The 26,333-nt window shown below is 40.5% G+C and carries 17 protein-coding genes; 5 read left to right on the top strand and 12 right to left on the bottom strand.

The window, feature by feature from the left end; all coding sequences use genetic code 11:
• The first annotated feature begins 154 nt into the window (after positions 1–154).
• Positions 155–850, top strand: a complete 696-nt coding sequence (locus tag Q0A08_RS22145) for a TIGR04219 family outer membrane beta-barrel protein (protein ID WP_438463692.1) — start codon at positions 155–157, stop codon at positions 848–850.
• Between the two features lie 63 nt (positions 851–913).
• Here the strand turns inward: Q0A08_RS22145 and folE are convergent, their stop codons facing one another.
• The 5 genes from folE to Q0A08_RS22120 form a co-directional block, all read right to left on the bottom strand.
• Complete coding sequence (folE, locus tag Q0A08_RS22140; protein WP_438463691.1) at positions 914–1,597, bottom strand: GTP cyclohydrolase I FolE; 684 nt, start codon at positions 1,595–1,597, stop codon at positions 914–916.
• 247 nt (positions 1,598–1,844) lie between these two features.
• Complete coding sequence (locus tag Q0A08_RS22135) at positions 1,845–2,792, bottom strand: phospholipase A (protein ID WP_438463689.1); 948 nt, start codon at positions 2,790–2,792, stop codon at positions 1,845–1,847.
• A gap of 79 nt (positions 2,793–2,871) precedes the next feature.
• On the bottom strand, positions 2,872–3,807 hold the full coding sequence (locus tag Q0A08_RS22130) for a 2-hydroxyacid dehydrogenase (protein ID WP_438463688.1): 936 nt from the start codon (positions 3,805–3,807) through the stop codon (positions 2,872–2,874).
• A 26-nt stretch (positions 3,808–3,833) separates the two neighbouring features.
• Positions 3,834–6,254, bottom strand: coding sequence for a putative bifunctional diguanylate cyclase/phosphodiesterase (locus tag Q0A08_RS22125; RefSeq protein ID WP_438463687.1), 2,421 nt, complete (start codon positions 6,252–6,254; stop codon positions 3,834–3,836).
• Positions 6,255–6,497: 243 nt separating this feature from the next.
• Entirely contained in the window at positions 6,498–7,748 is a 1,251-nt protein-coding gene (locus Q0A08_RS22120) for a sensor domain-containing diguanylate cyclase (RefSeq protein WP_438463686.1), read from the bottom strand.
• Between the two features lie 283 nt (positions 7,749–8,031).
• On the opposite strand from Q0A08_RS22120, the gene Q0A08_RS22115 reads away from it, so the two are divergent.
• A complete protein-coding gene (locus Q0A08_RS22115; protein ID WP_438463684.1) occupies positions 8,032–9,636 on the top strand; it encodes a diguanylate cyclase domain-containing protein in 1,605 nt (534 codons plus the stop codon).
• Positions 9,637–9,687: 51 nt separating this feature from the next.
• On the opposite strand, the gene Q0A08_RS22110 is transcribed toward Q0A08_RS22115, so the two are convergent.
• The 5 genes from Q0A08_RS22110 to cobJ are packed head-to-tail and all read right to left on the bottom strand — an operon-like array spanning position 9,688 to position 17,718.
• Positions 9,688–10,977, bottom strand: coding sequence for a sirohydrochlorin chelatase (locus Q0A08_RS22110; RefSeq protein WP_438463683.1), 1,290 nt, complete (start codon positions 10,975–10,977; stop codon positions 9,688–9,690).
• Positions 10,978–11,037: 60 nt separating this feature from the next.
• The gene (gene cobN, locus Q0A08_RS22105) at positions 11,038–14,973 is read right to left on the bottom strand and encodes a cobaltochelatase subunit CobN (protein ID WP_438463682.1); all 3,936 of its coding nucleotides are present in this window, start codon (positions 14,971–14,973) and stop codon (positions 11,038–11,040) included.
• A gap of 60 nt (positions 14,974–15,033) precedes the next feature.
• Positions 15,034–16,113: a cobalamin biosynthesis protein CobW gene (cobW, locus tag Q0A08_RS22100; protein WP_438463681.1), complete on the bottom strand. Its 1,080-nt coding sequence runs from the start codon at positions 16,111–16,113 to the stop codon at positions 15,034–15,036.
• 3 nt (positions 16,114–16,116) lie between these two features.
• Positions 16,117–16,917, bottom strand: a complete 801-nt coding sequence (cobM, locus tag Q0A08_RS22095) for a precorrin-4 C(11)-methyltransferase (RefSeq protein ID WP_438463679.1) — start codon at positions 16,915–16,917, stop codon at positions 16,117–16,119.
• Positions 16,918–16,941: 24 nt separating this feature from the next.
• Positions 16,942–17,718: a precorrin-3B C(17)-methyltransferase gene (cobJ, locus tag Q0A08_RS22090; RefSeq protein WP_438463678.1), complete on the bottom strand. Its 777-nt coding sequence runs from the start codon at positions 17,716–17,718 to the stop codon at positions 16,942–16,944.
• Between the two features lie 393 nt (positions 17,719–18,111).
• Between cobJ and Q0A08_RS22085 the strand changes: the two genes are divergently transcribed.
• From Q0A08_RS22085 to ggt, 3 genes are all read left to right on the top strand, one after another.
• A complete protein-coding gene (locus Q0A08_RS22085; protein WP_438463676.1) occupies positions 18,112–18,972 on the top strand; it encodes a delta-class carbonic anhydrase in 861 nt (286 codons plus the stop codon).
• 768 nt (positions 18,973–19,740) lie between these two features.
• On the top strand, positions 19,741–20,658 hold the full coding sequence (locus Q0A08_RS22080) for a LysR family transcriptional regulator (RefSeq protein ID WP_438463674.1): 918 nt from the start codon (positions 19,741–19,743) through the stop codon (positions 20,656–20,658).
• 373 nt (positions 20,659–21,031) lie between these two features.
• Entirely contained in the window at positions 21,032–22,798 is a 1,767-nt protein-coding gene (gene ggt / locus Q0A08_RS22075; RefSeq protein ID WP_438463672.1) for a gamma-glutamyltransferase, read from the top strand.
• A gap of 86 nt (positions 22,799–22,884) precedes the next feature.
• On the opposite strand, the gene Q0A08_RS22070 is transcribed toward ggt, so the two are convergent.
• Together Q0A08_RS22070 and Q0A08_RS22065 are read right to left on the bottom strand one after the other, a co-directional pair.
• On the bottom strand, positions 22,885–24,135 hold the full coding sequence (locus Q0A08_RS22070; protein WP_438463670.1) for a dihydrolipoamide acetyltransferase family protein: 1,251 nt from the start codon (positions 24,133–24,135) through the stop codon (positions 22,885–22,887).
• A gap of 10 nt (positions 24,136–24,145) precedes the next feature.
• Positions 24,146–26,305: an alpha-ketoacid dehydrogenase subunit alpha/beta gene (locus Q0A08_RS22065; RefSeq protein ID WP_438463669.1), complete on the bottom strand. Its 2,160-nt coding sequence runs from the start codon at positions 26,303–26,305 to the stop codon at positions 24,146–24,148.
• Between the last annotated feature and the right edge of the window lie 28 nt (positions 26,306–26,333).

Here is a 26,333-nt window from a genome sequence, read left to right as displayed (position 1 = left end):
CTGGGTTTTTTTATGTCTGAATCCCATTAAAATCCCCCCAAACCTAAAGAGCCTAAAATAATCACCGATAAGCTTAGATAGATGTTATTTAAAATGAATACGCTGACGCTTTAAATTAACACTTAAAGCATCACCCTATATAAGGAAGAAAACAATGAAACACGCACTGGTTCTTGGCACACTCCTTATTGCAGCTAATGCAAATGCAGATATTCTCGGCTTAACAGCAGAGGTAGGCTCTTACTCACCCGATGCTGATTTATGGGCTGCTGATACCAATACAACAGGTACAAGTGATATGGATGCAGATAGTGGCATCTATTATGGTATTGCGCTTGAGCACCCTATTCCAGTTATCCCTAACATTCGCATACAAGGCACAGAGATAACCGCTGACGGTACTGCCACTGCAACCTATAACGGCACCACATATAATAATGCAGCAGCCTCTATCGACCTATCACACACAGACTTCACTTTGTATTACGAATTATTAGATGGCTTATTCTGGCTCAATTTAGACCTAGGTATCACCTTAAGGCAATATGATGGGTACGTGGAAATTTCGAATGATAGAACAGATCTATCAGAGACATTACCTATGCTTTACGCTTCTCCTTTCATCAATATACCAGGCACTGGCTTATCAATTGGTGGCGAGATTAAATACCTGTCTTATGATGACTCAAGCATCACAGACACAAGCATCAAGGTTAAGTGGGAATCACCTTTCTTGGTAGGCATCGAAGCAGGCTATCGTCAACACGAGATAGATTTAGTCGATGTATCCGATCTGGATGTATACAGTGATAATTCAGGTGTCTTTATCGGGATCAATATCGACATTTAATAGGTATTAAGACACAAAAAAGCCCAGCTTAACTGGGCTTTTTAACTTTCTCTACAAGTACTCTTAGCTATTCAAAAACTCAGCGCGAGTTTTATCACTCTGCTTAAACAAACCACCTAATGCAGTTGTTTGCGTTGAAGAGCTCGCATCCATAACACCACGTGCTTTCACGCAATAGTGAGTAGCATCTATAGTAACAGCCACATTATCTGTCTCTAACAAAACTTGTAAAGTGACTAAAATTTGCTGAGTTAACCTTTCTTGCACTTGAGGTCTTTGCGCAAAGAATCTCACAATACGATTAATTTTAGAAAGGCCAATAATTTTATTTTTAGGAAGATAAGCCACTTTTGCCATACCATCGATTGTGACAAAGTGATGTTCACAGGTACTAGTAAAGCTAATGTTTTTTACTTTCACCATTTCATCAACTTTCATCTTATTATCGATGACAGTAATCTTTGGAAAGACGTGATAATTTAGACCAGAAAAAATCTCTTTCACGTACATTTTTGCAATACGGTGAGGCGTTTCAGCAAGGCTATCATCAGTAAGATCAAGCCCAAGTGTCGTCACTATATCTACAAATGAAGCTTGAATACGCTGATACTTTTCTTCTGTGCTCAAACCATTATCTATCATGGGCGTTTCTAGCCCATGCTTAATCAAAGCGTCACGAACACGAATAGCCTCAGAACTTAAAGGTAATTCATTAATAACAGGCTGAGTGGCTAATACTGTTGTCATATTTGTGTCCTAATGTGCTGTCGCATCAAGGGTGTCATAAATTTCCGCTATTCTACACCAATTTTTATACAAGTTAATACCATCAAAACGACAGGATAAGAACAAGCTAATTAACTGAAACAAACACAAATTATTCACCTCAATTTAAGCCAACCAATAAATACAACAAACTGAGTTTATTAACAACGCAATCAGATTAAATCTAAGAAACAGAAAATGCACATAAGACATTAATCAAAAAGGTAAATCATAGCCAGTTTGTTAGCATAACCCCTATTCCTAAACTGCGAACGTGATCGTCATACTCTGCTAACGATTGTCCGTAACCATCGAAGTACTGGATATAACCTCGCGTTTTACCCCACATAGGGAATGTAAAACCTAGTTGAATAGCGCCTTTGTTTTCTGCCCTTAAGTTATTTCTCAACATAAGATCTATACTATAGTCGTCCAACACATATACTGCATTTAACTCGCCATAACCTAAATATTTTTCAATATTAGGATTGTCGTCATCTTCACTCCCCTCAGGTATTCGATACCAGGGTTTCAAAGAAATAACCGCACTCTCACTTTCAAAGAAAAATTCAGCATAAATACGATTCCAAGAACGTGATAAAGGTTCAGTACGTCCATTTGACTGGTGGTTAAAGCCCACGGAAATGTATTTTGCTTTTAAGCTTGAGGTTATTTGCCTTTCAAAATCAAACAGTACAAAACTTTCAGGTTCATAATTTGTCTCCCTAAATGGAGAAGATATTTTAGTATTATAAGATTGCCACAGAGCTTGCTGAGTATAAGCTCCCCATAAGCTAGCTTTAGTACCAAATAAGTTATGAGCTAAGGGAAACTTCACACTCAACTGAAATTTAAATTCAACATCTTCAAGTTCACCGCTAAAAGCAGAAGCATCACTTGCATCTGTATCATCTTGGAACTTAACGGGTAAGAAGTAATTAGGTTTATGAGGGGTAATCACAAAAGGGCTTTGCAAGGATGCAGATTCTATTTCGACCCTTTGTTCAATCAGACCATTCGCCTCATCTGCTCTTTGAGAAATAGAAGCTGGCTGTTCAGGTTCAACTAAAATCGGCGTTTCATCTTCAACTTGTTCCGCTTCAAAATTAACTTCTGGTGATTCAGCAAACACAGCAAAGCACGATAAACCTATTAGGCAAAAGAAGGGTTTCAACACAATATGGAATCCAAGATAACAAGAGAAGCACTCATTTAATCAAGCAAGTGCCTATAAAATTCAAACAAACGGGTGAAAGCTAATAACCCTTACCCACATCAACACCTTCAGGAACAATCCCTTGCTGTCGATAGTTATTAATATTCGTCGCAACTATCCTACTAGCAGAAACTGGGTTTGTTTGAGCTGAGATATGAGGCAAAACAGTAACCTTATCATTCGACCAGTATTCGCTCTCTGACGTTAATGGCTCTTGCTCAAACACATCTAAAACAGCATGATCAAGTTCTCCAGCGTCAAGCGCAGCAAACAAATCATTCGAATTAATGATACCACCCCTAGCAAAGTTAATAAGCTGAGCGCCATCTGGTAAATGAGCGATAAATTCTCGGTTAATCAAACCTCTAGTCATATCAGTTAAAGGCAATAAGCAGATTAATATGTGAGTCTCAGTCAACATGGTTTGCAAGCCTTCCTCACCATGATAACAACTCACCCCTTCCAAGTTTTTTTGCGAATAACTCCATCCAGAAACGTTAAACCCTTGAGCTTGTATGACCTTTGCAGCCTCCTGCCCTAAAGCCCCAAGACCTAGGATAGAAACATGTCGATCTTTTGGTTCTATGTATTCTATCTGATGCCATACTTTTTGAGATTGTTGCTTGGCGTATTTAGGCATATCGCGATGAAGATACAAGGTCCAAGCCAATGCTGCTTCAGCCATTGTCTGGCTCAGCATAGGATCAATCAAGCGAACCAAGGTTAGCTTCATTTTCTTTACTGCTTTCACTAGGGATTCAACACCGGCCCATAAACTATGAGCCCACACCAGATTTGGCAGACTTTCTAGCTGCTCAAGAAGTGGGTTAGCAATAATCGCAATGTCACAAGCTAACCTTTGCTCATGATTCATTTGGCTAAATATCACGATGTCTTCGGCAGGCATTTGCTCTTTAAATAATGCCAACCAAGCTTGGTTTTTAGCATCACTGAGTTGAGTAACCAGTGCAATCATAAAAATGTAATCTCATTAAAGCCAGATTAAGTAATAGAGTCGTTCTGAAATGATACTGCTAGTAGATGATTGAACGTAAACTGAGTTGCAGAAACTGGACGACCAAACAAGTAGCCTTGATAGTTTAAACAACCCATATCTTCAAGTCTCAGTAAGTGTTCTTGAGTTTCAACCCCTTCTGCTAACACTTCAATATCCAGCGCGCCAGACATAGCGATAACCGCACCTACAATTGCTGCATCACCACTATCGACTAATAAGTCTCGTACAAAAGATTGATCAATTTTAAGCCTTTCGATCGGCAATGTTTTCAAATACTGCAAAGAAGAATAGCCAGTACCGAAGTCATCAATTGACAGCTTCATCCCAAGAGATCTGATATGTTCCATTTTTAAACGGCTAGCCTGTAAATCAGTCAGTAACATATTTTCTGTAATTTCAATATCGATCAGACTTGCTGGGATATTGTATTTTAATAGCAGTTTTTCCAAAATAATCAGAAACTCGGGGTGCTGAAATTGGATAGGGCTCACGTTGATAGATAAGGTCCATTCAGGCTTCCACAAATCACGTTTAAGCCATTGTGAGAGTTGATAGAAAGCATTCTCCATCACCCACTCACCTAGCTCGATAATCAAACCTATCTCTTCTGCGAGCGGAATAAACTGTGCAGGCGGAATAAAGCCATTGTCTCCATCATGCCAACGTATCAAGGCTTCAGCACCTAATAGCTCACCTTTAACATTATTCTGGGGCTGGTAATACAACTCAAACTCATTATGAGTCATGGCTCTATGCAAGGCTTTCTCAAGTTTTAACCTGTCATCCGTCAACACTTGCATTTCAGCTTTGTAGAAACGATAAGTATTACGACCAGCATCCTTAGCTTTGTACAAGGCCGTATCTGCCTGTTTAAGCAATACACCAACGTTATCTTCAAAACCATCAAATAAGGTAATACCGATACTGACCGATATATGCATTTCATGAGCACCAACAAATTTAGCCCGACTAAATGACTGTATTATTTGCTGCGCAAAGTTAGACACTTTCTCTGTTATAAGCTCAAGGTCACCTTCTAAGAATGGGAAAAGGAAGACAAACTCATCTCCTCCTAACCTAGCAACACAGATATCACCTTCAGCTAATACCTTAAAGTCATTAGCAACCACTTGTAGCAACTGGTCACCGACATCATGGCCTAAAGAGTCATTAATATTTTTAAATCTATCGAGATCTAAAAATAAAACAGCGCCTTTCACTTTTCGCTCACGACTAATCGCCATAGAAGACTCTAAAGTTTCCATAATCCAGTGGCGATTTGGTAAGTGTGTCAGAGAATCAAAGTAAGCAAGATGATTAATCTTATCTTCCGCCTCTTTTCTTGCCGATATGTCACGGGCAAGAATTAAGACTTCAATAGAGTCTTGTAACACATATTTGATTAAACGTATTTCAGTCGGAGTAATCACTCCTGACGAGTGGCGATACTGGGTTTCAATTGTTAAAGGTGTATCTAGTGGTTGTTTCACCAAGTCTTGATAGAATTTTGTCCAGCTATCTTCAGCATGAAGGCTACGTAAATGAGAGTGTGTTAATTGATACTCATCTACTCCTACCATTTTTACAGCCGCTTTGTTTACTAGGGAAATTTGACCTTCCATATCAGATAAGAAAATAGCATCACCCGCTTGAGAAATAATAGCCTTGGAATGGGCATCACTTCTTTCTAACGCTTTAAGAGTGCTTTCAAGTTTCCACCAAATTTCACTAAATGCATCACTTAAAGCACCTAGCTCGTTATTCACAAACTCTGTGTCATCAAGTTTAGGCAAAGGCTGGGACAAGTCTTCACTGTGAGCCAAAAGAATGGTGGTAAGCTTTTTAAGAGGCCTAGTTACAATCACGAAGAAAACGAGGGAGATGAGTGACGCTAAGAAGATGTCTTTTAATAAGCTCAGAAAAAGTCCATCTAAACTTTCACTAATAAAGTTTTGCACCACTAACTCTTGGTCTACCCAAATGCTCAGTTTCCCAACAAACAAAGCACTGCCTTCATAAGTCAAAGGGATACTATAGTGAGCAACATCAGGCAGTAGAAAATCTGCCAGAATTTTATAGAAGCGGCTTTTGAAATCGTCACGTCTAGCAACACCCAAAAGTGAACCATCTTCACTTGCAAGCTCAGCACGATAGACTAACGTTTTTTTAGTGAGGCCATTTACTAATTGATTAGCAAAGACGGTATCAAAACGAAAAGCAGCCTGCTCCGCTGGTTTTTCGATTAATTCCAGTAGCTGAGTAAACTCTTTGTCCACCTCACTTCTAACTTCAATGATGTCCGTATAAAACTTTATTAAGCTGGCAACAAGACTCAAGCCTACAGCAAACAGCAGTGTATATAGGGCTTGCTTTAGAAAAAGTGGTTTAGTTAATGCTGATCTCACTCAAAACGCCTTTTCATCATGTTATACAAACTAATATTATAGTCAGTTCCAGCTTAGACACATGAAATGCTCGACATGAAAGATGCAAAAAATCATGGTTCAGTAAATTTGTTTCATATTCGCCATAATTTTATACAAAATCAATATAATTTTTTAAGGATATTGGTAACTTGGAGCTATGATAGAAGCTATTGATAATTATAGTTTAATTCCTTCTATACTCCAGAAGAAACATACCTAGGCTTAATCGGTTAGACCGACAACCCTATTTCGTCCTGATTTTTTCGCTTGATATAGCTCTTTATCCGCTCGATCAATTAACTGATCAACATTCATATCCGTCGAAATTAAACTCGATATTCCAGCACTGATGGTGATACTAAATTGACCTAGTTTAGTCTCCAAGACCTCTCTATCGCAGGTATTTCGGATATCTTCTGCCAATTGCATAGCTTCTTGTGCCTTTGCTCCTGGCATAATAATCAAAAACTCTTCACCGCCATAACGGCCAAAATAGTTAGGCTCTTGCACCAAACTTTGACAGCGTGTTGAGAAAGCCTTTAACACTTCGTCACCCGCACTATGTCCATAGTTATCATTTATCTGTTTGAATCTATCTAAATCAATAAGAATACAAGCAAGCGCGGATTTTAAACTTCTTTCTAATGCAAAAAATTCCGCGGCTTTATCCATTAAGAAACGGCGGTTAAATAATCCAGTCAACGAATCTGTCATTGCCATCATGGTCAGCTTTTGCTCCATCCTGACTTGCTCACTGACATCAACTAAGGTTGTCTGTATGGCATCCTCATCATTCCAACTCACTTTTCGTTCAACAAGTTCAACCCATAAAACAGAACCATCTTTTCGGCGATTTTTAAACCTTAATTTAGGATCAGGCGCTTGGTTTGATAGGATTTGAGACGCACGTATTAAAGGCTTCTCAATATTATTATCTGAAAAAAAGATACTAATATCGGGTAACGCCATAATTTCTTGAGGAGAATCATAGCCATGCATATTGGCGTATGCTTGATTAACCATGAGAGGTTTAAAGTCTTTATGTATCACCATGCCTTGAATGGAGCCTTCGATAAGGTCTCTAAACTTCTGCTCACTCTCTCGTATCTTGGTTTCAGCTTGCGTTAAAGCTGAAATATCAATGTAGGTAATTTGTAATGCTGGCTCACCCTGCCAGTCTACGATGTGCTCAATCGCAAGAATGAAGTACTCAATCTCGTTTTGATCCAGATGCCTAAAAGACCTAACTTGGGGCTTCACCTCACCACTCATTAAAGCCTTATAGTTTTCTAACGCGACTTCCTTTTGATCCTCATTTACCAAAATAAAAATACTTGGCAATTCAAGAATATCTTGGCCCGTTTTAAAGCCAAAGAACTTAGCGTAGTTATCATCTGCATAGAGTGGAACAAAATCTCGATGAATAACCATTCCATAATTCGGATCAATTAAATCCCGTCTTTGTTTATTCATATAAAACACTGCCAAAATTAGTACTTTAGGAATAACTTGAATAAATATGTTTGGACTCTTAAGTAAGCTATCATAGTAATTTAGATAAATTAAAATGCTTTTAACAACTATACTCGCAAATCAGGGCTAGCGGAAAGAGAGCTTGCCTATTAGTTACTTTTTTGAATATACATCAAGTAAATTTTTCTTTTACTTAATTGTAAATGGACTTCACTATATAAGGCGCAACTAGAGCATCTGTTGTGCCATTTTTAAAACTAACATAAGTAAGCCTATTTCCAATATGATATCGCTAAGACTACTTATTTTTTGTGTAATGACCTCAATTACCTTAATTCCGATTTTTGGTTTGTCCCTTTGGACCAACAAAATTATCAAGGAACAGGTATATGAGGCGGTTAACGAAAAACATCTATTAATAGCGAACAATATTACATTTGCCTTAAATCGTTATACCAAGGATTTAAGTAGCGCACTCAAAACATCCGTTATTTCACGTAATACAAATACCAATAAAGAAGTCACTAACCGATTATTACAGCAGTTAAATATACACACCTTAGGCAAATATAATCACAAAGGTCGTCGCATCATGACCTACTTTGGCGACACTATATACACGCCTAATTCCCTTTTTAGTCTAAGAATAGATAGCCAATCCATCACTAAAAACAAGGTATATTTTTCGGACTTAAAACATGGTTTTCTACCTGAGCCCAGCCTTTTCCTTTACCTTAAAGACGATCAAAATCAACTTTGGTTAGCCGCATTAAACCGAAAGTATATTAAAGAAATTCAATCACTTATCAGTTTTGGAGAAAAAGGTCACGCAGCTATAGTCGATAAAAAAGGGCGAATACTCGCCCATCCAAATAGTGACTGGGAAAGCTCGGGTAAAAATATTTCCAAGGTATCAATTGTCAAAAAAATGATGGCTGGAGAAACTGGCGTTAGTCAGTTTTTCTCTCCTGCATTAATGCAAGATATGATCGCAGGCTTTAATGTTATCGATCGAACAGGTTGGGGTGTAATGGTGCCACAACCTATTGGCGAGCTTGATGTCAGTATTGATAGAATTAAACAATTAACTCTGATTATTGCTTTAATCTCATTTTCGACTGCAGCACTACTTAGTTGGTGGATATCAGGCATTATCACTCACCCAATAAAGGCGTTAGCAAAAAGAACAAACCGTATTGCAGGCAGCTTTGACAGCAAACCTAATGGCAAGAAAAGTAGAATGCCGCCTACTAAAGAGTTTTCTGCCCTCATGCTAAGTTTTAATCACATGGCGCAGCAAATTGAAAAAGACAAATCAGAGCTTTCAAAGAAAGTGCATGAAAGAACAGTCGAACTAAAAGAAGCAGAAGAAAAAAGCCGAAATCTAGCAAATCTTGATTTTATTACTGGGTTAGCAAGTCGTATGTCAGCTATCAACACCCTTGAAGAGCTTACAGAAAAACAAGAAGATTTTGCCCTATTATTTATCGATCTGGATAATTTCAAACCGATAAACGATAAGTACGGTCACATTACTGGGGACAGATTACTTCAAGCCGTTGCTAAACGCATCCGTTCTGAAAATACGCGGAAAAATAATTTAGCTGCGCGCTATGGAGGGGATGAATTTTTAATTATTATCCACCACCCTGGAGATTTAGATAACTTAATGTCTGAGGTTAATCAAATTTTAGATTTACTGACGACACCTTACATTATAGATGGATTAGAACTGCATATTGGTGCTTGTATTGGTATCACAAGAAACATCCCAACGAAAAAGACGACAGCAGATCAGCTGATTCACCAGGCAGATCAGGCAATGTACCATGCAAAAGCAAAAGGCAAAAATAAAGCCATCCTTTATTCCTCTACACTCAAAAAATAAAAAAGCGTAATAGATCAGACCTATTACGCTTTCTTGTTTTACTCTCGTATATTACTTATGAGCAAAAGCTGTTTTTGTACAATCACCTTCAATTTTAGCTTTCTCTTCTTCCAGTAGCTCATCAGGAAATTGACTCATAAAGCAGCAACACACGCCTTCGCCTATCATGGTTCTTGGACCTAATGGGTGCGAGATATGCTGATACACACCATGGCTATGCTGATGGCCGTCGCCATGACTATGGGAATGTCCATGACTATGGGAATGTCCATGACTATGGGAATGTCCATGACTGTGAGAGTGGTTATGATCATGAGAGTGGCCGTGATCATGTGAATGACTGTGGTCATGTGAATGACTGTGATCATGAGAGTGACTGTGGTCATGTGAATGACTGTGATCATGAGAGTGACTGTGATCATGAGAATAATCAGCCTGAGACGCCCCTTGCGTATCATCTTCTGGATCAACAAACTCAGCATGGTGGTGATGTACATCTATTTCACCCGCCGCTAAACGTCGTTTAAAGGAGGCCATTAAGCTTTCTTCGCCTAACTCATCTCCGTTCACAATTTCCATCACACGATTTTCAAAGGCATCGATCACTTTAGGGTGATCATTTAAATAAGGTGTTTGCACAAATTCAATACCAGGGTTTTCTGCTGCCACTTTATCAACATAACCTTGGATTCGCTTAATAAGACGGCCAGTAAACAAGAAGTAAGGCGCAACAACAATACGCTTAAATCCTAGCTTCATTAGCTTCTCAAGACCCACTCCAACGGAAGGATATGTCACGCCAGAATAAACTGTATCGGCCCAACCAAAGCCCATATTTTCATTCACAATACGGGTCAGTTTTGCCGCTTCCGCATTAGCACCTGTATCAGAGGTACCACGACCAACGACCACCAACATGGTGTCATATAAATTTTCTGGCGGGTTTTCAGCATCTAAGCCCAGAGACTCATAGATACGAGCCTGAAAAGCATCAATCATATCGTCTTGTAAACCAAGCTCACGGCCGTACGTCATCCCTACGTTACCCTGCTTTTCAGCAAAGGTAGTCAATACAGATGGAATATCGTTTTTAGCATGTGTTGCTGCGAACAACATGCCTGGAACAGCATAAATATGTTCAACACCTTGTTTGATTAAACGATTTAATCCCATATGAATATTAGGAGCAGAAAACTCTAAAAAGCCATACTCAACCGGCACATCAGGAAAACGTTCCTTTAAGCCTTTTGCAACCAAACCAAATTCACGTTCCGCATCTTTATCGCGACTGCCGTGCCCGCAAATCATGATGCCGGCATTCGCGGCTAATTTATTTGTCATCTTCACTCTACCGTCTTAAATATAATTGTTTTAGTACTAGCGCTTGTGGCACTAGCTAAGTTAATTCGCCTGTTCTTGCCTCATATCGAGTTCAAGTAGTAGGTCTTGTAATTTCGTATCATAGCCATTGGGTTCTTGCCACATACCACGCTGGCAGGCTTCTAATAAGCGTTCGGCCATTTCTTCTAGGGCATTAATGTTATTTTGCTCTAGAAATTCTCTATTGGCCGCGTCAAATACTAAGGCATCAGAGACCTTCTCATACTGATAATCCGCAACCAAATCGGTTGTCGCATCATAAGCAAACAAATAATCTATGCTAGCTGCCATTTCAAAGGCGCCTTTATACCCGTGTTCTTGCATGGCTTCAATCCATTTAGGATTTAGTACACGAGAACGCACCACTCTATTTAGTTCTTCCTTAAGAGTCCGCACTTTGGGCACACTTGGATTCGAGTGATCATTGAGATAAACCTCAGGGGACTTTTGCGCTAATTGAGTTACCGCATTCGTCATCCCACCTTGAAACTGATAGTAATCATCAGAATCTAAAATATCATGCTCACGGTTATCCTGATTTTGCACCACGACTTCTAACTGAGAGAGTCTATGCTCAAAAGCACTTTTCGCTTCGATTCCCTCGCCTTTAAGATGCTTAGCCCCATAGGCATAACCGCCCCAGTTAACATAAGCTTCTGCTAAATCTGCTTGTGTATCCCAGCAGCGTTCATCAATAAGCCCCTGTAAACCAGCGCCATAGGCCCCAGGTTTACTGCCAAACACGCGATAACTGGCTTCTTGCCTCGCTTCTTCTTTTGTTAGACCCTGCGCTTCTAGGGTTTGCTGGCGAGCGAGCACATTATTACGAATCAAATTACCTGTACCTGGCTCTTCAAAATCCACTATCGCTTGTACAGCAGCATCATAAAGCTGCATAACGCTAGCAAAGGCATCTCTAAAAAAGCCGGAAACTCTTAGAGTGACATCGACTCTGGGTCTACCTAATCGCATACAAGATAAAACCTCAAAGTCAGTCACGCGATTAGAACCAGCAGCCCAAACAGGCCTGACTCCCATCAGCGCAAACGCTTGGGCAATATCATCCCCACCAGTTCGCATAGTGGCGGTTCCCCAAACTGACAGCCCCAACTCTTTAGGATAATCACCATGTTCTTGAAGGTGTCTTAAAATGAGAGCCTCAGCTGACTTTTCTCCCAAGGCCCAAGCCGCCTTTGAAGGAATAGCCCGATTATCAACGGAGAAAAAGTTACGACCGGTTGGTAAGGTATCTAAACGACCTCTGGTTGGTGCCCCACTTGGCCCTGGCGCGACAAATTTACCTGCTAAGCCTTTGATGATGGCATTTATTTCTTCTCTTTCGCTTTCTTTAAGCGCGACTAATAATGTCTGTTTCGCATGACTTAATAGCGCCTGAGTTCTAGGTAAATCAGCAAGGTCATAGTTGTAACCACTGGCGTTATCAGTCGGCCTATCATCCGACTGATCATTTAGCTTTTTATCCAATAAGTGCTCAAGAATCAGCTTTTGCGCAAATACTTCTAGACGTTCCTTAGTATCAGCGTGGGTACGCCAATGGTTTTCTAGCAAACCATCAAGTATCTCAGGTTTATTATTTAACCAAGGCGCTGAAATTGCTTGGCTAGGGTCAAAAGCAAGATCGTCTTTAACAGACTCAATAGAACCAGAAGCACCAATAAAACCAAAATCGTGAGCCAAACTGTGAATGATGCCTTGTGACTCGATACTTGTCCCCCTAGGCAGCCTTAACAAAGCAACCAAGGTATCTGCAAGCTTTTCGCTATCGGGTAATTGTCCTAGTCGATGCAAACCATGACGAATTTGAGACTCTTTGATTTCACATAAATAGGTATCAAGTTCAGCGAGTACTGCCTCATCTTCACCTGAGTTTGGCGCTAATTCATCTAATACATGTGTTTCTTTTACCAGCTTTAATATTTGTTCTTTCAGCCAGTTTTCACGTCGTTCATCCATTCCCATGGCTTGATAAAATTCGTCTACCAAGTTTTCAAGTTCAGCCAGTTCACCATAGCTTTCAGCTCGAGTCATAGGCGGCATTAAATGGTCGATGATAACGGCTTGTGTACGACGTTTTGCTTGTGATCCTTCACCTGGGTCATTCACAATAAAAGGATAGAAATGAGGCATGGGCCCCATCGCAATATCAGGCCAACACTCGTCAGATAGAGCTGACCCCTTTCCCGGCAACCATTCTAAATTGCCATGTTTACCCACATGAATAATGGCATCGACTTTGTAAACATGTCTTAGCCAAAAGTAATAGGCTAAATAACTATGGGGCGGTATCAAATCTGGATCGTGATAATTCGCAGCCAAATCAAGATTAAACCCTCTAGCAGGTTGGATACCAACAAAGGTTTGACCTAAACGAATCCCTGCTAGCATGATACGAGCTTGGCCGTTTTGAACTCGGCATTTATGGTCTGCTTCTGGCTCTCCCCAGCGAGATAAAACGGCTTCTTGAGATGCTTTAGGCAGCAAGGCAAAGTGTTTATTATATTCATCAAGACTTAGGCTTTGCCAACACCCTAAGTGATGCAAGGTATTAGGGTTGTTTGTCACACTACCAAGCAAACTTTCTATCAGCGCATTGCCATCTTCTGGTATCTCATTAATGGGATAGCCTGACTCAGCTAACGCATTTAAAATAGTCACTGTCGAGGCTGGTGTATCAAGCCCAACGCCGTTACCAATACGTCCATCCTTGGTTGGATAGTTAGCCAAAATTAAAGCGATACGTTTTTCGCTATTAGGTTTCACAGCAAGATTGGCAAACTTTTTTGATAATGCTGCAACAAAATGCGCTCTCTCTTGATGAATGGCATAACGGATCAAATCAATCTCGCAAGCCTGATCATAATAGCTTTGTTGCTTAAAACTCACCGCTCGGCTAATGATACGGCCATCCATTTCCGGCAAGACCACTTGCATAGCAAGGTCGCGATTTCGTAGGCCTTGGTTTTGTTCCTGCCAATCTTCTTCAGTACTACTAGAGAGAACCAATTGTAAGACAGGTAAAGGCCGTTCGAAGCTCGACTGAAAATCAGTTGGAGATGGCGCAAGATCAGGACTAGGGGCACGATTACTAGCAAAACCAGTAGTATTGAGCACCAACTTAGCATCCGTACTCTCGATCAAACCATTAAGCATTTGCAAAGATTCTGCATCTTTAAGGGACGTCACAGCAACCGCTAAGGGTACGAGGCCATGCTCCTCTAAAATACTAATTAATTGGTCGAACATTTGCGTATTAGCACTTTGCAAATGATTGCGATAAAACACCAACAAACAAACAGGCTTTGAGCCAGCTTTTTGTTGCAACTGGTCTACATAATGAGAGCGCCACTCAACAAGGCTAGACGCCCCCCCCTTCAAGTAAACGAGGCAAGAAGCCAGTGCCTTAGGCTCTTGCCAAGTGTATTGGCTAAGCCCAAACATCTGATCAAACAAAAAGTGCCAAAAGGAAGACAGATTCTCTGTGCCACTTTCGCGTAAAAAACGCCAAACCTTATGGCTTTCAAGATCCCCTAGGTTAGAGGCAGCTGCAAGCTCTGGATCTGGCACATCATCCCCCGGCACCATAACCAGAGTACGACCAGGTTTCGCTCTAGACCAAGCCACTAGCCTTTCATAACCGTAGGGCCAGTAATGCTTACCCCCTAAAAAAGACACTACGACTAACTTGGCCTTTTCAAGCACCTTATCTTCATAAAGGTCATAGGCAGCTGGTTTTAACAATTGCATCCAATTAGCGAGGCGTATACTAGGCCTTTGCCTATCATCCAGCGTTTTATCAAGGGCTGTTACACCTTGAGCCAAGGCAGACAGCAAGGAGTCAGCAGCAGCTAAACACACAATATCAGCAGGGCTTTGATCAAGGTCGATAATACCTTCATCATCGACAAAGCCACCCGGTTTCGCTGCTAAAAGATGCACTTGTTATTTCCTATTTCGTTTATTCAATCAGGCTTAAAACTAATCTAATCAAAACCAAAGCTAAGCCAAGGCTTTATTTAATTCAGCCTCAACAGCGTCTTTAGAAATGCCTTTACCAATAAAGACTAATTGAGTTTGGCGTGCTTCTTCTGCATTCCACAAACGGTCAAAGTATTTATCAAGACGTTTACCTACTGCTTGGAAAACCTGACGCATAGGTTTACCTGCAACCGCTGCAAAGCCTTTGGCACGATAGATATTGTGGGACGCAATTAAACCATTTAGAACCTGCTCTAAGCGATCAGAGTCCACTTCGCCGATACTAATCACGAAAGAGTCAAAATGGTCGTGGGCATGATCATGATGCTCACCATGAGCATGATGATGGTCATGGTGATTATGTACATGGTCAATTCGGGTTTCAGACGCGGCATCTATTCCTAGTAACATGTCTAGTGACGCGACGCCATTGTCGATGTAAACGGTTTTCACCGTATCGGGTACTTTATGGGCAACCACTTTTTTAACTTGCTCATGCTCAACTTCAGCTAGTAGATCACTCTTACTGACGACCACTAAATCTGCTGCACTTAACTGATCATCTAATAACTCTTGCAGACTTGGGTCATGATCCAAGCTCTCATCAGCTAAGCGTTGCTTTTGCACTAACGCTTCATCGTGAGCGAATCGTCCCGCTGCAACCGCCGGACCATCGACAACAGTAATCACAGCATCAACCGTGCAATACTCTTGAATACCTGGCCAGTTAAAGGCTTGAACTAATGGCTTAGGTAACGCCAAACCACTGGTTTCAATCAAGATGTGATCGATATCATCACGACGTTCTACCAGTTGTTTCATCACAGGTAAAAACTCTTCTTCCACTGTGCAACAAATACAGCCATTTGCTAGTTCATAAAAACCATCTTCACCGTTTTGTGTTGAACTTGTTTCTTCATCATCACAATCTAGTGGGCATGAACGTAGTAGATCAGAGTCGATATCAAGCTCACCAAACTCATTCACAATCACAGCAATACGCTTGCCTTGGGCTTGTTTTAATACATTAGACAGTAAGGTAGTTTTACCACTGCCTAAAAAACCAGTAACGATAGTTGTTGGGGTTTTATTAAGTTGCATTGTCTAGTCCTTGTTCTCGTTAAGCGTCTTATCTGCCTTTGGAGCACGCTGCTTTTTACGGAATAAATTAGGTTGATTTTTGTCGTATAAATAAGAGTCATTAAAGTCGTCAGTATCCAGCACATGACCCACCAAAATAAGGCTAGTAAGGGTGAATTTTTTCTCACGTACTTTTTGTACTATGTCAGCTAAGGTGCCAGTTACATAGTCTTGATCAGGCCAGCTTGAGCGATAACAAACAGCCACAGGGCAATCAGCGCCATAGTGAGGCATTAGCTCTTCAACTATTTTATGTATCTTGGTAACGCCCAAATGAATCGCGAGCGTTGCACCACTTTTAGCAAGCGCCGGTAAACGCTCTCTTTCAGGGAAAGGCGTTTTACCTTCATAGCGTGTCATTATGATGGTTTGCGACACACCAGATAAGGTCAGCTCTTTACGTAGTAATGCAGCAGAAGCTGCAACAGCGCTGACACCAGGAATCACTTCATAATCAATGTCTAGTGCTTCAATACGACGAATCTGCTCGCCAATTGCGCCATACAAAGACGGATCACCACACTGTAAACGGGCCACATCTTTACCTTCTAGATGCGCCTTTTCAATTACTGCGGTAGTTTCATCTAAATTCATTTCTGCTGTGTTATAAATCGCTTCCGCGCTTTCTTCCACACTGGCAATCACTTCTCTTGGAATAAGGGAGCCTGCATAAAGTACAACAGGGCAAGCACTCAAGGTTTTCATGCCCTTAATTGTCATTAAATCAGGGTCACCAGGACCTGCACCAATAAAGTAGACTTTCATTTTCTCTGCCTTAATGTCTCAGTATTAGAGTTTTTTAGAATAGCCCCTAGGCGTATAAATCCAATCTTTCTCACCATTTTGAATATGACGAGACTCACTGTTACCCACACTGACCATGGTAAACATATCCACATCTTTAGCATCTAACTCCGCTAAGGTTGTAAAGATAATCTCTTCATCAGGGCGTGTTAATTGCCTCCCTATCATGACGGGAGTCGTCGCTGGACGATACTTCAATAAAACATCACGGGCATGATTTAGTTGCCAATCACGCTTTTTTGATACCGGGTTATAAAAAGAGACAACAAAATCACCTGCACCAGCGGCATGAATGCGTTTATCAATGCTTTCCCATGGGGTTAATAAATCAGACAACGAAATGGTACAGAAGTCATGCCCTAACATAGCACCGACTCTGCTAGCACCCGCTTGCATCGCAGAAATACCTGGCACTACTTCAATGTCAACATCTAACCATTCAGGATGGGACTCTTTACCTTGTAACTGCTGATCTAACAATTCAAACACCAAGGTCGCCATGGCATAAATACCAATATCTCCACTCGAAATTAGAGCCGTGGTTTTACCTGAAGCAGCCAGATCCAAAGCTAATCGCGCTCTGGCAATTTCTTCACCTAAAGGTAAATCATGGTGGGTTTTGTTGTGACAAATATCGCCTAACAGATCTAAATAATAACCGTAGGCCACCATGTCTGTGCTGGCTTTTAATGCAGCAAGGGCTTTAGGTGCGACGAGATCCAGATCTCCGGGTCCCATTCCAATTACAAATAACTTACTCATGACAAACCTGTACTCAAATAATAACTTAGTGATTCTTCGCGAATGGGCCGCATTGTACAGGAGTTCTTGATAAGACGGCATGAAAAGGCTTTATGAAAGTGTGAAGTCTTTTCAGGTCAAACTAAATTAAAACCAAAAAGTGAGTCTCAAAATTTAATACTTTTTCAGGGAAACACACTCAAACATGAAGTTATCTGCATATTGGTATTATTAGGGTCGGCATTTTTATTAGACTTTATCCTAAGAAATAAAAATGTATGCCCAGACTCTCAAAAAGAAACTAGGCTTATGGCTTGAAAAATCCAGTTAATAGCGCCTTATAGCAATCTAAATTTAGATTTGTTTTTTGGGGTATTAATGATTACTTAAACATGGAAAAAAATGGAAGTCTCTATGAAAAATATATTTGTAATGAGCCTTGTTACCAGCTCGATTATCTCTGTCGCTGCCCATGCTGCTAGCACCTCTTCAAACCCTGTTGCTGATAGCGTCATTGCAAAACAGAGAGCCATGCTAGAAAGCAATACAGCAGGTAAAGGTTATGGCCCACAATCTCCCCGTGACATTGACTCCTTACAAGGCGATAACACCATTGTGTTTGGCTTATCGCCTGCTTCCACTCAAATGAATTTATGTAACATACATTTTCATAAAAATGCCGAGCACAAAGGGGGAGAGTTTACCCACTTTGCAGGTAATGGCGATGGGCACGGTTATCAAACAGGCTTTGAGTACACAGGCAAGTTTAATAAGAGCGAACTCATGCCCTATAACCACACAGTGGGAGAAAGTGAACATGGAGGTTTATTTCCGGGCGATACCATCGAAGTTCACTATGTTTATTCAACAGCTAAAGTTACTCCAGGCCCAACACTTGGATCTTGCCTAACCAAAGAAAATGGCAACCCACAATTAAGAGTTGAAACGCAAGTCTATGTATTAGTGAATGATAAAAAAGCACAAAACTTTTTATATTTAACCGCTGTAGACACTGTTAATGATAGGCCTCAAGCACCAAACATCCCCTCAAATACAGGTCAAGCCGTTGAATATATTGGCTCAACCACTGGCCCTGGTTACAACGAAAAAGCGTCTCCTTATCAAGTAACCTGGAATGTTAGACCGCAAGTGGTCAAAGTAAACATTGCCACAGTCGATGAGTGGCTAAAAGACAATGTATTTGAAGAAGATCATGCCCATGGGGTTAGAAACTTAGTCACAAACTTGAACCTTCTTTCAAGCATTAAAAAATGATTAAATAGTTCTTCATAGCCTTAAATCTCAGCAAGAGGAGTTGCTGAGATTTAAGGCTTAAGTGAAGCTAGTAAAAAAAGTTTTAGTCTGAGTTTAAGAGTAACTCTTTTGATAAGACCCTCAACTTAAAGATAATGCTTTGAACTCGCCCCAAGCCTTTGAGTAATCCCAATTCGGCATTTCAGAACCCCTTTGTGATGACTTTCTCGAAATATATCTAGATTACGTCAAAGTCACGCCTTTTTGATAAAAACAAAGCAAAGGTAACTAATCCTTTGATTCCTTAGCACAACTAGCGATAATCTAAAAGTCATCACCATGGCCAATCAAAACGTTTACCCCATCAATAATTGTTTATCATGAAAGTTTTGATTCAGCTACTTCAACTTAAAAACTTTTAATTATTTCCCTATTTATTATTAACAATATCTATTTACAAAAATTCAAGTAAAGAAGTCGAAAAAAATACAACTTTATGTATAAACCCCTATATAAGCCCCACCTAATACTCTTAAAAATTTAATTATTTTTATCATTCTGAAGATAAAAGATATTTTTCAGTATATTTTCACAACAATTGTTCATTATTAAACAAAAATAAGAAATATTTAAAAAAAATCAATATATATCAACATCTTAAAAAAATGAATGTATTTAGAATTTTAATTCAAGATTTTCACCAAAATGAACCTATTAATAATTCATGCTATTTTTGTAATCGAACAAGAGTCAAAAGAAAACAAACATTGATCTTTAAGAGAGAATGTGATGGATAAAATAACCGCATTTGAAGTTTTTTCTGAAGTAGCAAAAAGAAAAAACTTCACTATTGCAGCCGATAGCCTAAATATGTCGAGAACAAAGGTTACTCGTTATATCAATGATTTAAAAGATTGGCTTAATTGCCGCCTTTTTAACCGCTCCACTCGTAGCGTATCACTCACCTTTGCAGGCGAATTACATTTATCTAAAGCATTAAGGATATTAGATTTAACTACAAACTTAAAAAACATCTCCCAAACAACGACAGCAACACCAAAAGGAAAACTAAGAATTTCAACCAGTACTGCATTCGGTGAAGCGCATTTAAGTACTGCAATTGCTGAATATTTAAGGGAGTATCCAGATGTAGAAGTAGACTTAATGATTCATGATAAAAACCTCAATCTAGTTGAAAACCGTATCGATGTTGCAATAAGGTCGACAAATGACTTAGATCCTAGCCTTATTGCTAGACCCCTAATTACAGCAAAAGCGATTATTTGCGCATCACCTAGTTATTTAGAAATGAATGGTGTGCCTCAAGAACCAGAAGAATTAAAAAATTATAACACTCTAATTTGTTCAGCCTCCAAGCCGTATGATAAGTGGACTTTTAAGAAAGAAAATAAAACCACTGATGTACCTCTCAAAAGCTCATTGAACTCGAATGAAATATTAGTATTAAGTCGTGCAGCTTTGGCTGGTGCAGGTATTGTTAGGTTACCTTGCTTTCTTGCCGTTCCTTTAATCGTTGAAGGTAAGTTAGTTCCTATATTAAAAAAATGGGAAACCTATGAACATACGATTTGGGCAACTTATATAAGTCGTGACCATCAACCAGCAACAGTCAGAACCTTTATTGATTTCATGGTTAACTATTTCAATGAGAAAAAAAGAATTTATAGTGTCCAGTGTACTACTTAATTTTGCTTATTTTCAGACTACAAAAGACATCGTAAACAGACCAGAGCAATTCATAAAAACATTACATCATGTATTTACACATACTCACACCTTGAAAATCATAACCCTCTACAAACATCATTTAATTTAATAAAGTAAGAAGTATTGACGATATTCTAGGCATTTCATACCAATTATTTTGATTTAAAAGCAGTTAATTTCAGAGATAACTAGGCATATTTAATGCTTAATATAAAATTTTTATAACTTTTGCTATAATTAAAATGAATATAATTATAATTTTTTAGAATAAAGGTCTTAACATAAGTTTCAACGTGTGATTATATTTATAGCCTCTTCAAAATAACTTTAATTATAAAATAGGGAAATAGAGATGACATTTACACAAAAGAAACTTAGCAGTCATATAGCTGCTGGTATTTTAGGCTTCAGTTTAAGCGGCATGGCAGTGGGAGCAGGACAGGTTGCAGACACGATCGCCCCTGAACTTTCCAATGCCTGGTTAAACAAGGAACTGGTCAAATCTAATCACTTCATGGTGGCCGCTGCAAACCCCATTGCAACACAAGCAGGTTATAAAGTACTTAGCGAAGGCGGCTCAGCCATCGATGCGCTCGTTGCAGTACAAATGATGCTAGGCCTTGTGGAGCCACAGTCTTCTGGTTTAGGTGGCGGTGCTTTTGTAGTTTATTATGATGCAAAACTTAAAAAGCTGACTACTTTTGATGGCCGCGAAACAGCTCCGCAAGAAGCAACACCAGAACTTTTCCAAGATGAGAATGGCAAACCACTCAAGTTCTATGATGCCGTTGTCGGAGGCCGTTCTGTAGGTACACCAGGTACAGTGAAACTCATGGGTGACTTACATGAAAAGTATGGCCGTTTATCTTGGAGTCGATTACTTCAACCTGCTCAAGAAACAGCTGAAGATGGCTTTGAAGTTTCAGCTCGCCTAGCAAGTTCTATTGAGGGTGGCAAAGAAAGGCTAGCAAGGTATCCTGCCACTAAAGCTTACTTTTTTGATGCTGAAGGCAAACCATTAAAAGAAGGCACTTTACTTAAAAACTCAGCCTATGCACAAACCTTAGATACCCTTGCTAGCGATGGCGCAAATGCGTTTTATACAGGTCATATTGCCAAAGATATCGTCAAGAAAGTACGAGGTATTGAAGATAACCCAGGTGTCTTAAACGAAATCGACTTTGCCAGCTATCAAATTAAAGAAAGAGCAACAACCTGCCTTGCTTACAAGCAATATGATATTTGTGGCATGGGTCCACCAAGCTCTGGCGCCCTTACAGTTGGTCAAATCATGGGAATAACAGGAGAATTTGACCTTGCTTCTATGGGACCAGATTCGGCAACAGCTTGGCAAATTATTGGGGATGCATCACGTTTAGCCTTCGCAGACCGTGGCCGCTATATGGCTGATACTGACTTTGTTCCTATGCCGCAAGGTCTGTTAGATGCCTCTTATTTAAAAGAAAGAGCAGCACTAATCACACCTGGAGAAGCGCTAAAAGAGGTAAAACCAGGTAACCCAAGTTGGAATCACCCTATTGCGCAAGCGGATGATATTTCTATCGAACTTCCATCCACCAGCCACATTTCGATTGTCGATGCAGAGGGTAATGCCGTATCTGTTACAACCACAATTGAGAATGGCTTTGGCTCACGTGTCATGAGTAACGGCTTCTTATTAAATAATGAATTGACCGACTTTTCATTTAAAGCTCATAAAGATGGCTTTCCGATTGCTAACCGTTTAGAACCGGGTAAGCGCCCTCGTTCGTCTATGTCACCAACTATCGTGCTTAAAGAGGGTAAACCTTATCTAGTATTAGGTTCTCCTGGCGGTTCTCGTATCATTGGCTATGTGGCTAAAGCCTTGATTGCTCACCTTGAGTGGGGAATGGATATTCAATCAGCAATTAGCTTACCGAATATGCTTAACCGTTTTGGTACCTATGATATTGAAAAAGGAACCAGTGCAGAAAAGTTAGGCTCCAAACTGCATAAAATGGGCTTTAAAGTGAATGTGCGCGATTTGAACTCGGGTTTACAGGGCATCATTATTGATGAAAATGGCTTCCAAGGTGGTGCAGACCCAAGACGTGAAGGTATTGCTTTAGGCGATTAATCACTTCTAACCATTTTAATTAGGCTAAAAAAACGGGCTTCACTTAACATGAAGCCCGTTTTGTTTATTTATATCTAGTAACTAAGTTAACCCCAGTCTTGTATAGCATCCACAAAGACCTGTAAGAAACGATTAGTTTGATGGGCATCTAAGGCTCTATGATCCATAGAAAGAGAGACGTAACACATGGGCTTGATCACCATGGTATCCACCCCATCCACCTCTTTTACTACCACTCGCTTATCCAGTTTACCTATACCTAAAATCGCCACTTGTGGCTGATTAATAATGATAGGTGTTGCGAGCAAACTACCGCTTACACCGTGATTAGAGATGGTGAAGGTGCCATTTTTCATGTCACTGGGTTGAAGCTTTCCAGTACGAGCTTTTTCTGTTTGTTGATTAAGGCCATAAGCAATTTCAAACAGGTTCATTTCTTGAACTTGCTGTACAACAGGCACAACCAAACCATCATTTGCTAATGCGGTTCCTACTCCGATATTAATATCTTTAAAGAGTTCTAAACCTTCTTCATGAAAACGCGCGTTAACCTCTGGCACAGCTTGTAACGCTTTAACACAAGCGGACAAAAAGTAAGCCGTATAAGTCAGGTTAACCCCAAGCTCAGCAAACTCTTTCTTATGCCATTTTCTATGTTCAATAATGTTTGTCATATCCATTTCAAACACGCTAGTCACATGGGGAGATGTATGTAACAAGCTTTCCGTCATGTGTTTCGCAATACTCTTACGCATACTAGTATGCGGCTTCATCTCACCCACTAAGGGTCTAGCATCATGATCATGGCGAGTTAATGGTGATTTAGTCACACGCTTTTGACTAACACTTTGAGGAACAGCCTCACCCATTTGTGCAAGGTGCGCTTTGACATCACACAGGGTCACTCGACCATATCGACCTGTGCCTTGTATCTGAGACAATTCAAGACTGTTTTGTCTCAATAAACGCCTAACAGCCGGACCAACAAGCTTACTAGCAGACTGTTTATAGGTCTCTTTATCTGAATGAAATACACCCTCTTCTTGTACTGGAACCACTGTCTGAACAAGGTCAACCTTTTGCGTGACTACAGCAGATTCTGAAAGACGCCCTAAAATACCTTCAACAGGAACATCATCCCCTTCGTGCATCATTATTTCAGCTAACACACCATCCTGATTAGCACATATCTCCATAGCTACCTTATCGGTTTCTAATTCAATAATAGGATCGCCTTGCTTAACTTCTTCACCCACATTAATTAGCCATTTACTTAATACTGCCGAGGTGCCTTCTAACTGATCTGCTGGTAATACAATATCTACAAGTGCTTGCATGCTAATCCCCTTAAATCTCAATCAAATCTTGCATCGCAAGTTCAATACGTTCAGTCGTCGGTACAACAGCATTTAATAAATTGATATTGTGCGGAACAGGCGTATTTGGCATGGCCAAACGTTCAATCGGTGCATCCAAATCGAAGAAAGCTTCTTTCGCGAGTATCGCAGCTATTTCAGCGCCAAAGCCTGCCGTCATATTGTCTTCATGGACGATCAAACAACGGCTGGTCTTCTTAACAGATGCAAGCACAGCTTCTTTATCCCAAGGTTGAATAGTGCGTAAATCGATGACTTCGATACCAAGATCTAACTCAATCGCGGCTTGCTCACAACGCTCTACCATAGCACCCCAACACACCACAGTTAGCTTGTCTCCTTGGGTGAGCGTTTTGGCTTTACCAAATGGAATCACATAGTCATCACCAGGATAAGGTCTACGGGCCCAGCGGTTATCAAGCAGGGTTCTGTGCTCAAAGAAGATAGTCGGGTTATTATCTCTTAAGGCGTAACGTAACAGGCCCGCTGCGTCTTCAGCATTAGATGGCATCACGACTTGCCAACCCGTTTTGTGCGCCCATTCCACTTCGTCCGACATAGAATGCCAAGGGTCGCCACGACCAGCAAAACCACCAGGAATACGTATTACCATAGGGGCTGCAAATTGGTTATTGGTACGCCAGCGCATAATGCCAGTATCGGTGATTTGCTCACTAGCAGGCTCGGCATATTTTCTAAATTGAATCTCAGGTACAGGCATCAAACCCGCTAACGCCATCCCCACAGCACGGCCAATAATGCCCTCTTCCGATAAGCTAGTATCGAAGACTCTTAAATCTCCATAAGCTTCGTTAAGTCCTAAGGTTGCCGCATGCACACCACCTTTGGGCCCAACGTCTTCACCAAATACCAATACCTTAGGGTTAGTTTCTAACTCATGGGCAAGCACCTTACGAATCGATGCCAGCATATTTAAACGAGCACCTTCTGGTTTGGCTTGCTCGCTTACTTGTGGAAATACATGATGATCCGCATGTAAGCCACCTCTTAACTGTAATTCAGCTTGGCCTTGCTCATCTTTTTCGGCATATACATAACGGGTGATATTTTCTATTTTAGGCTCAGGTCGAAGTTTAACTCTTGCCACAGCGGCTAACACTTCCGCATGGGTTTGCTCTTCAAGTGCTAGCCATTGCTGCTCATCCATAATGCCTTTGTCTTGTAAAAATTCGCGCAGTTTAGGCAATGGATCTTGCGTTTTTTCTTGGGCAAGTAAATCAGCAGGTTTATAGGTTTGGGTATCTTGGAAAGTATGGCCACACAAGCGTGGCACTTTTAGCCTTAGAAGGCATGTCCCTTTACCACTTCTCACATACTCAACCGCTTCTTCAATAAGAGCAGGCGCTGTATATGGGTCGGTACCATCACCGTCAATAATTTTTAAGTTCTTATAAGCAGCAAGATTTGCTACCTGATCGCCTCCAGGCGTTTGTACAGTTTGTGGAACAGAGATGCCGTAACCATTATCTTCAATGTAAAAAAGGTGAGGTAAATTGTTAGTCGTTGAGATGTTTAATGCCGCCCAAAAACCACTGGTAGACATAGAGGAGTCCCCCCCCATAGAGAGACCAATAGCCCCTTTAAAAGCGTCGTCTTTAAGCTGATCTCTATGGTAAACGATAGACTGAGCCCAACCTGAGATAGGTGAATACTGAGAACCAACGCCACCACACATAGGAAATAACATGGCACCATTTCGCTCTTGGTTAGCATAATTGCACACTACACCAATATCACGTCCATCACTGTAGCCACCAGATTTTGCCATACCAGAAGCAAGCGCATCATCCATAGATAAACCAAGAGATAAAACAAAAGGACGAGAGCGATAGTAACCCGTTGCGCCATCGTGAGGATGAGTTAAAAAGGAACCTAAAAGAATCTGGGCGAAGTCATGTCCACGAGCTGAGAATTGATTAAAGACAAGTTTTGCAGGTACTAAATCTTGTTCTTCAACATCGTCCATATAGCGAGAAGTAAGTAAGGTATGTACTAATTGGAACCAGTCAGTTTTCGGCTTCAGCCAAGTTGCTTTATCCAACTCGTTAAAGGGTACATCGTTATTCTTTTCGATCTTAGCTGCCGAAAGGTTTGCTGCCAAAGATTGCATTATCCTGTCCTCTATTTCCCTTCATCAC

Source organism: Marinomonas sp. PE14-40 (assembly GCF_051623805.1).
Classification (GTDB): domain Bacteria; phylum Pseudomonadota; class Gammaproteobacteria; order Pseudomonadales; family Marinomonadaceae; genus Marinomonas.
The sequence above is the reverse complement of the archived record's forward strand: the minus strand, read 5'-3'. Positions and strand labels throughout refer to the sequence as shown.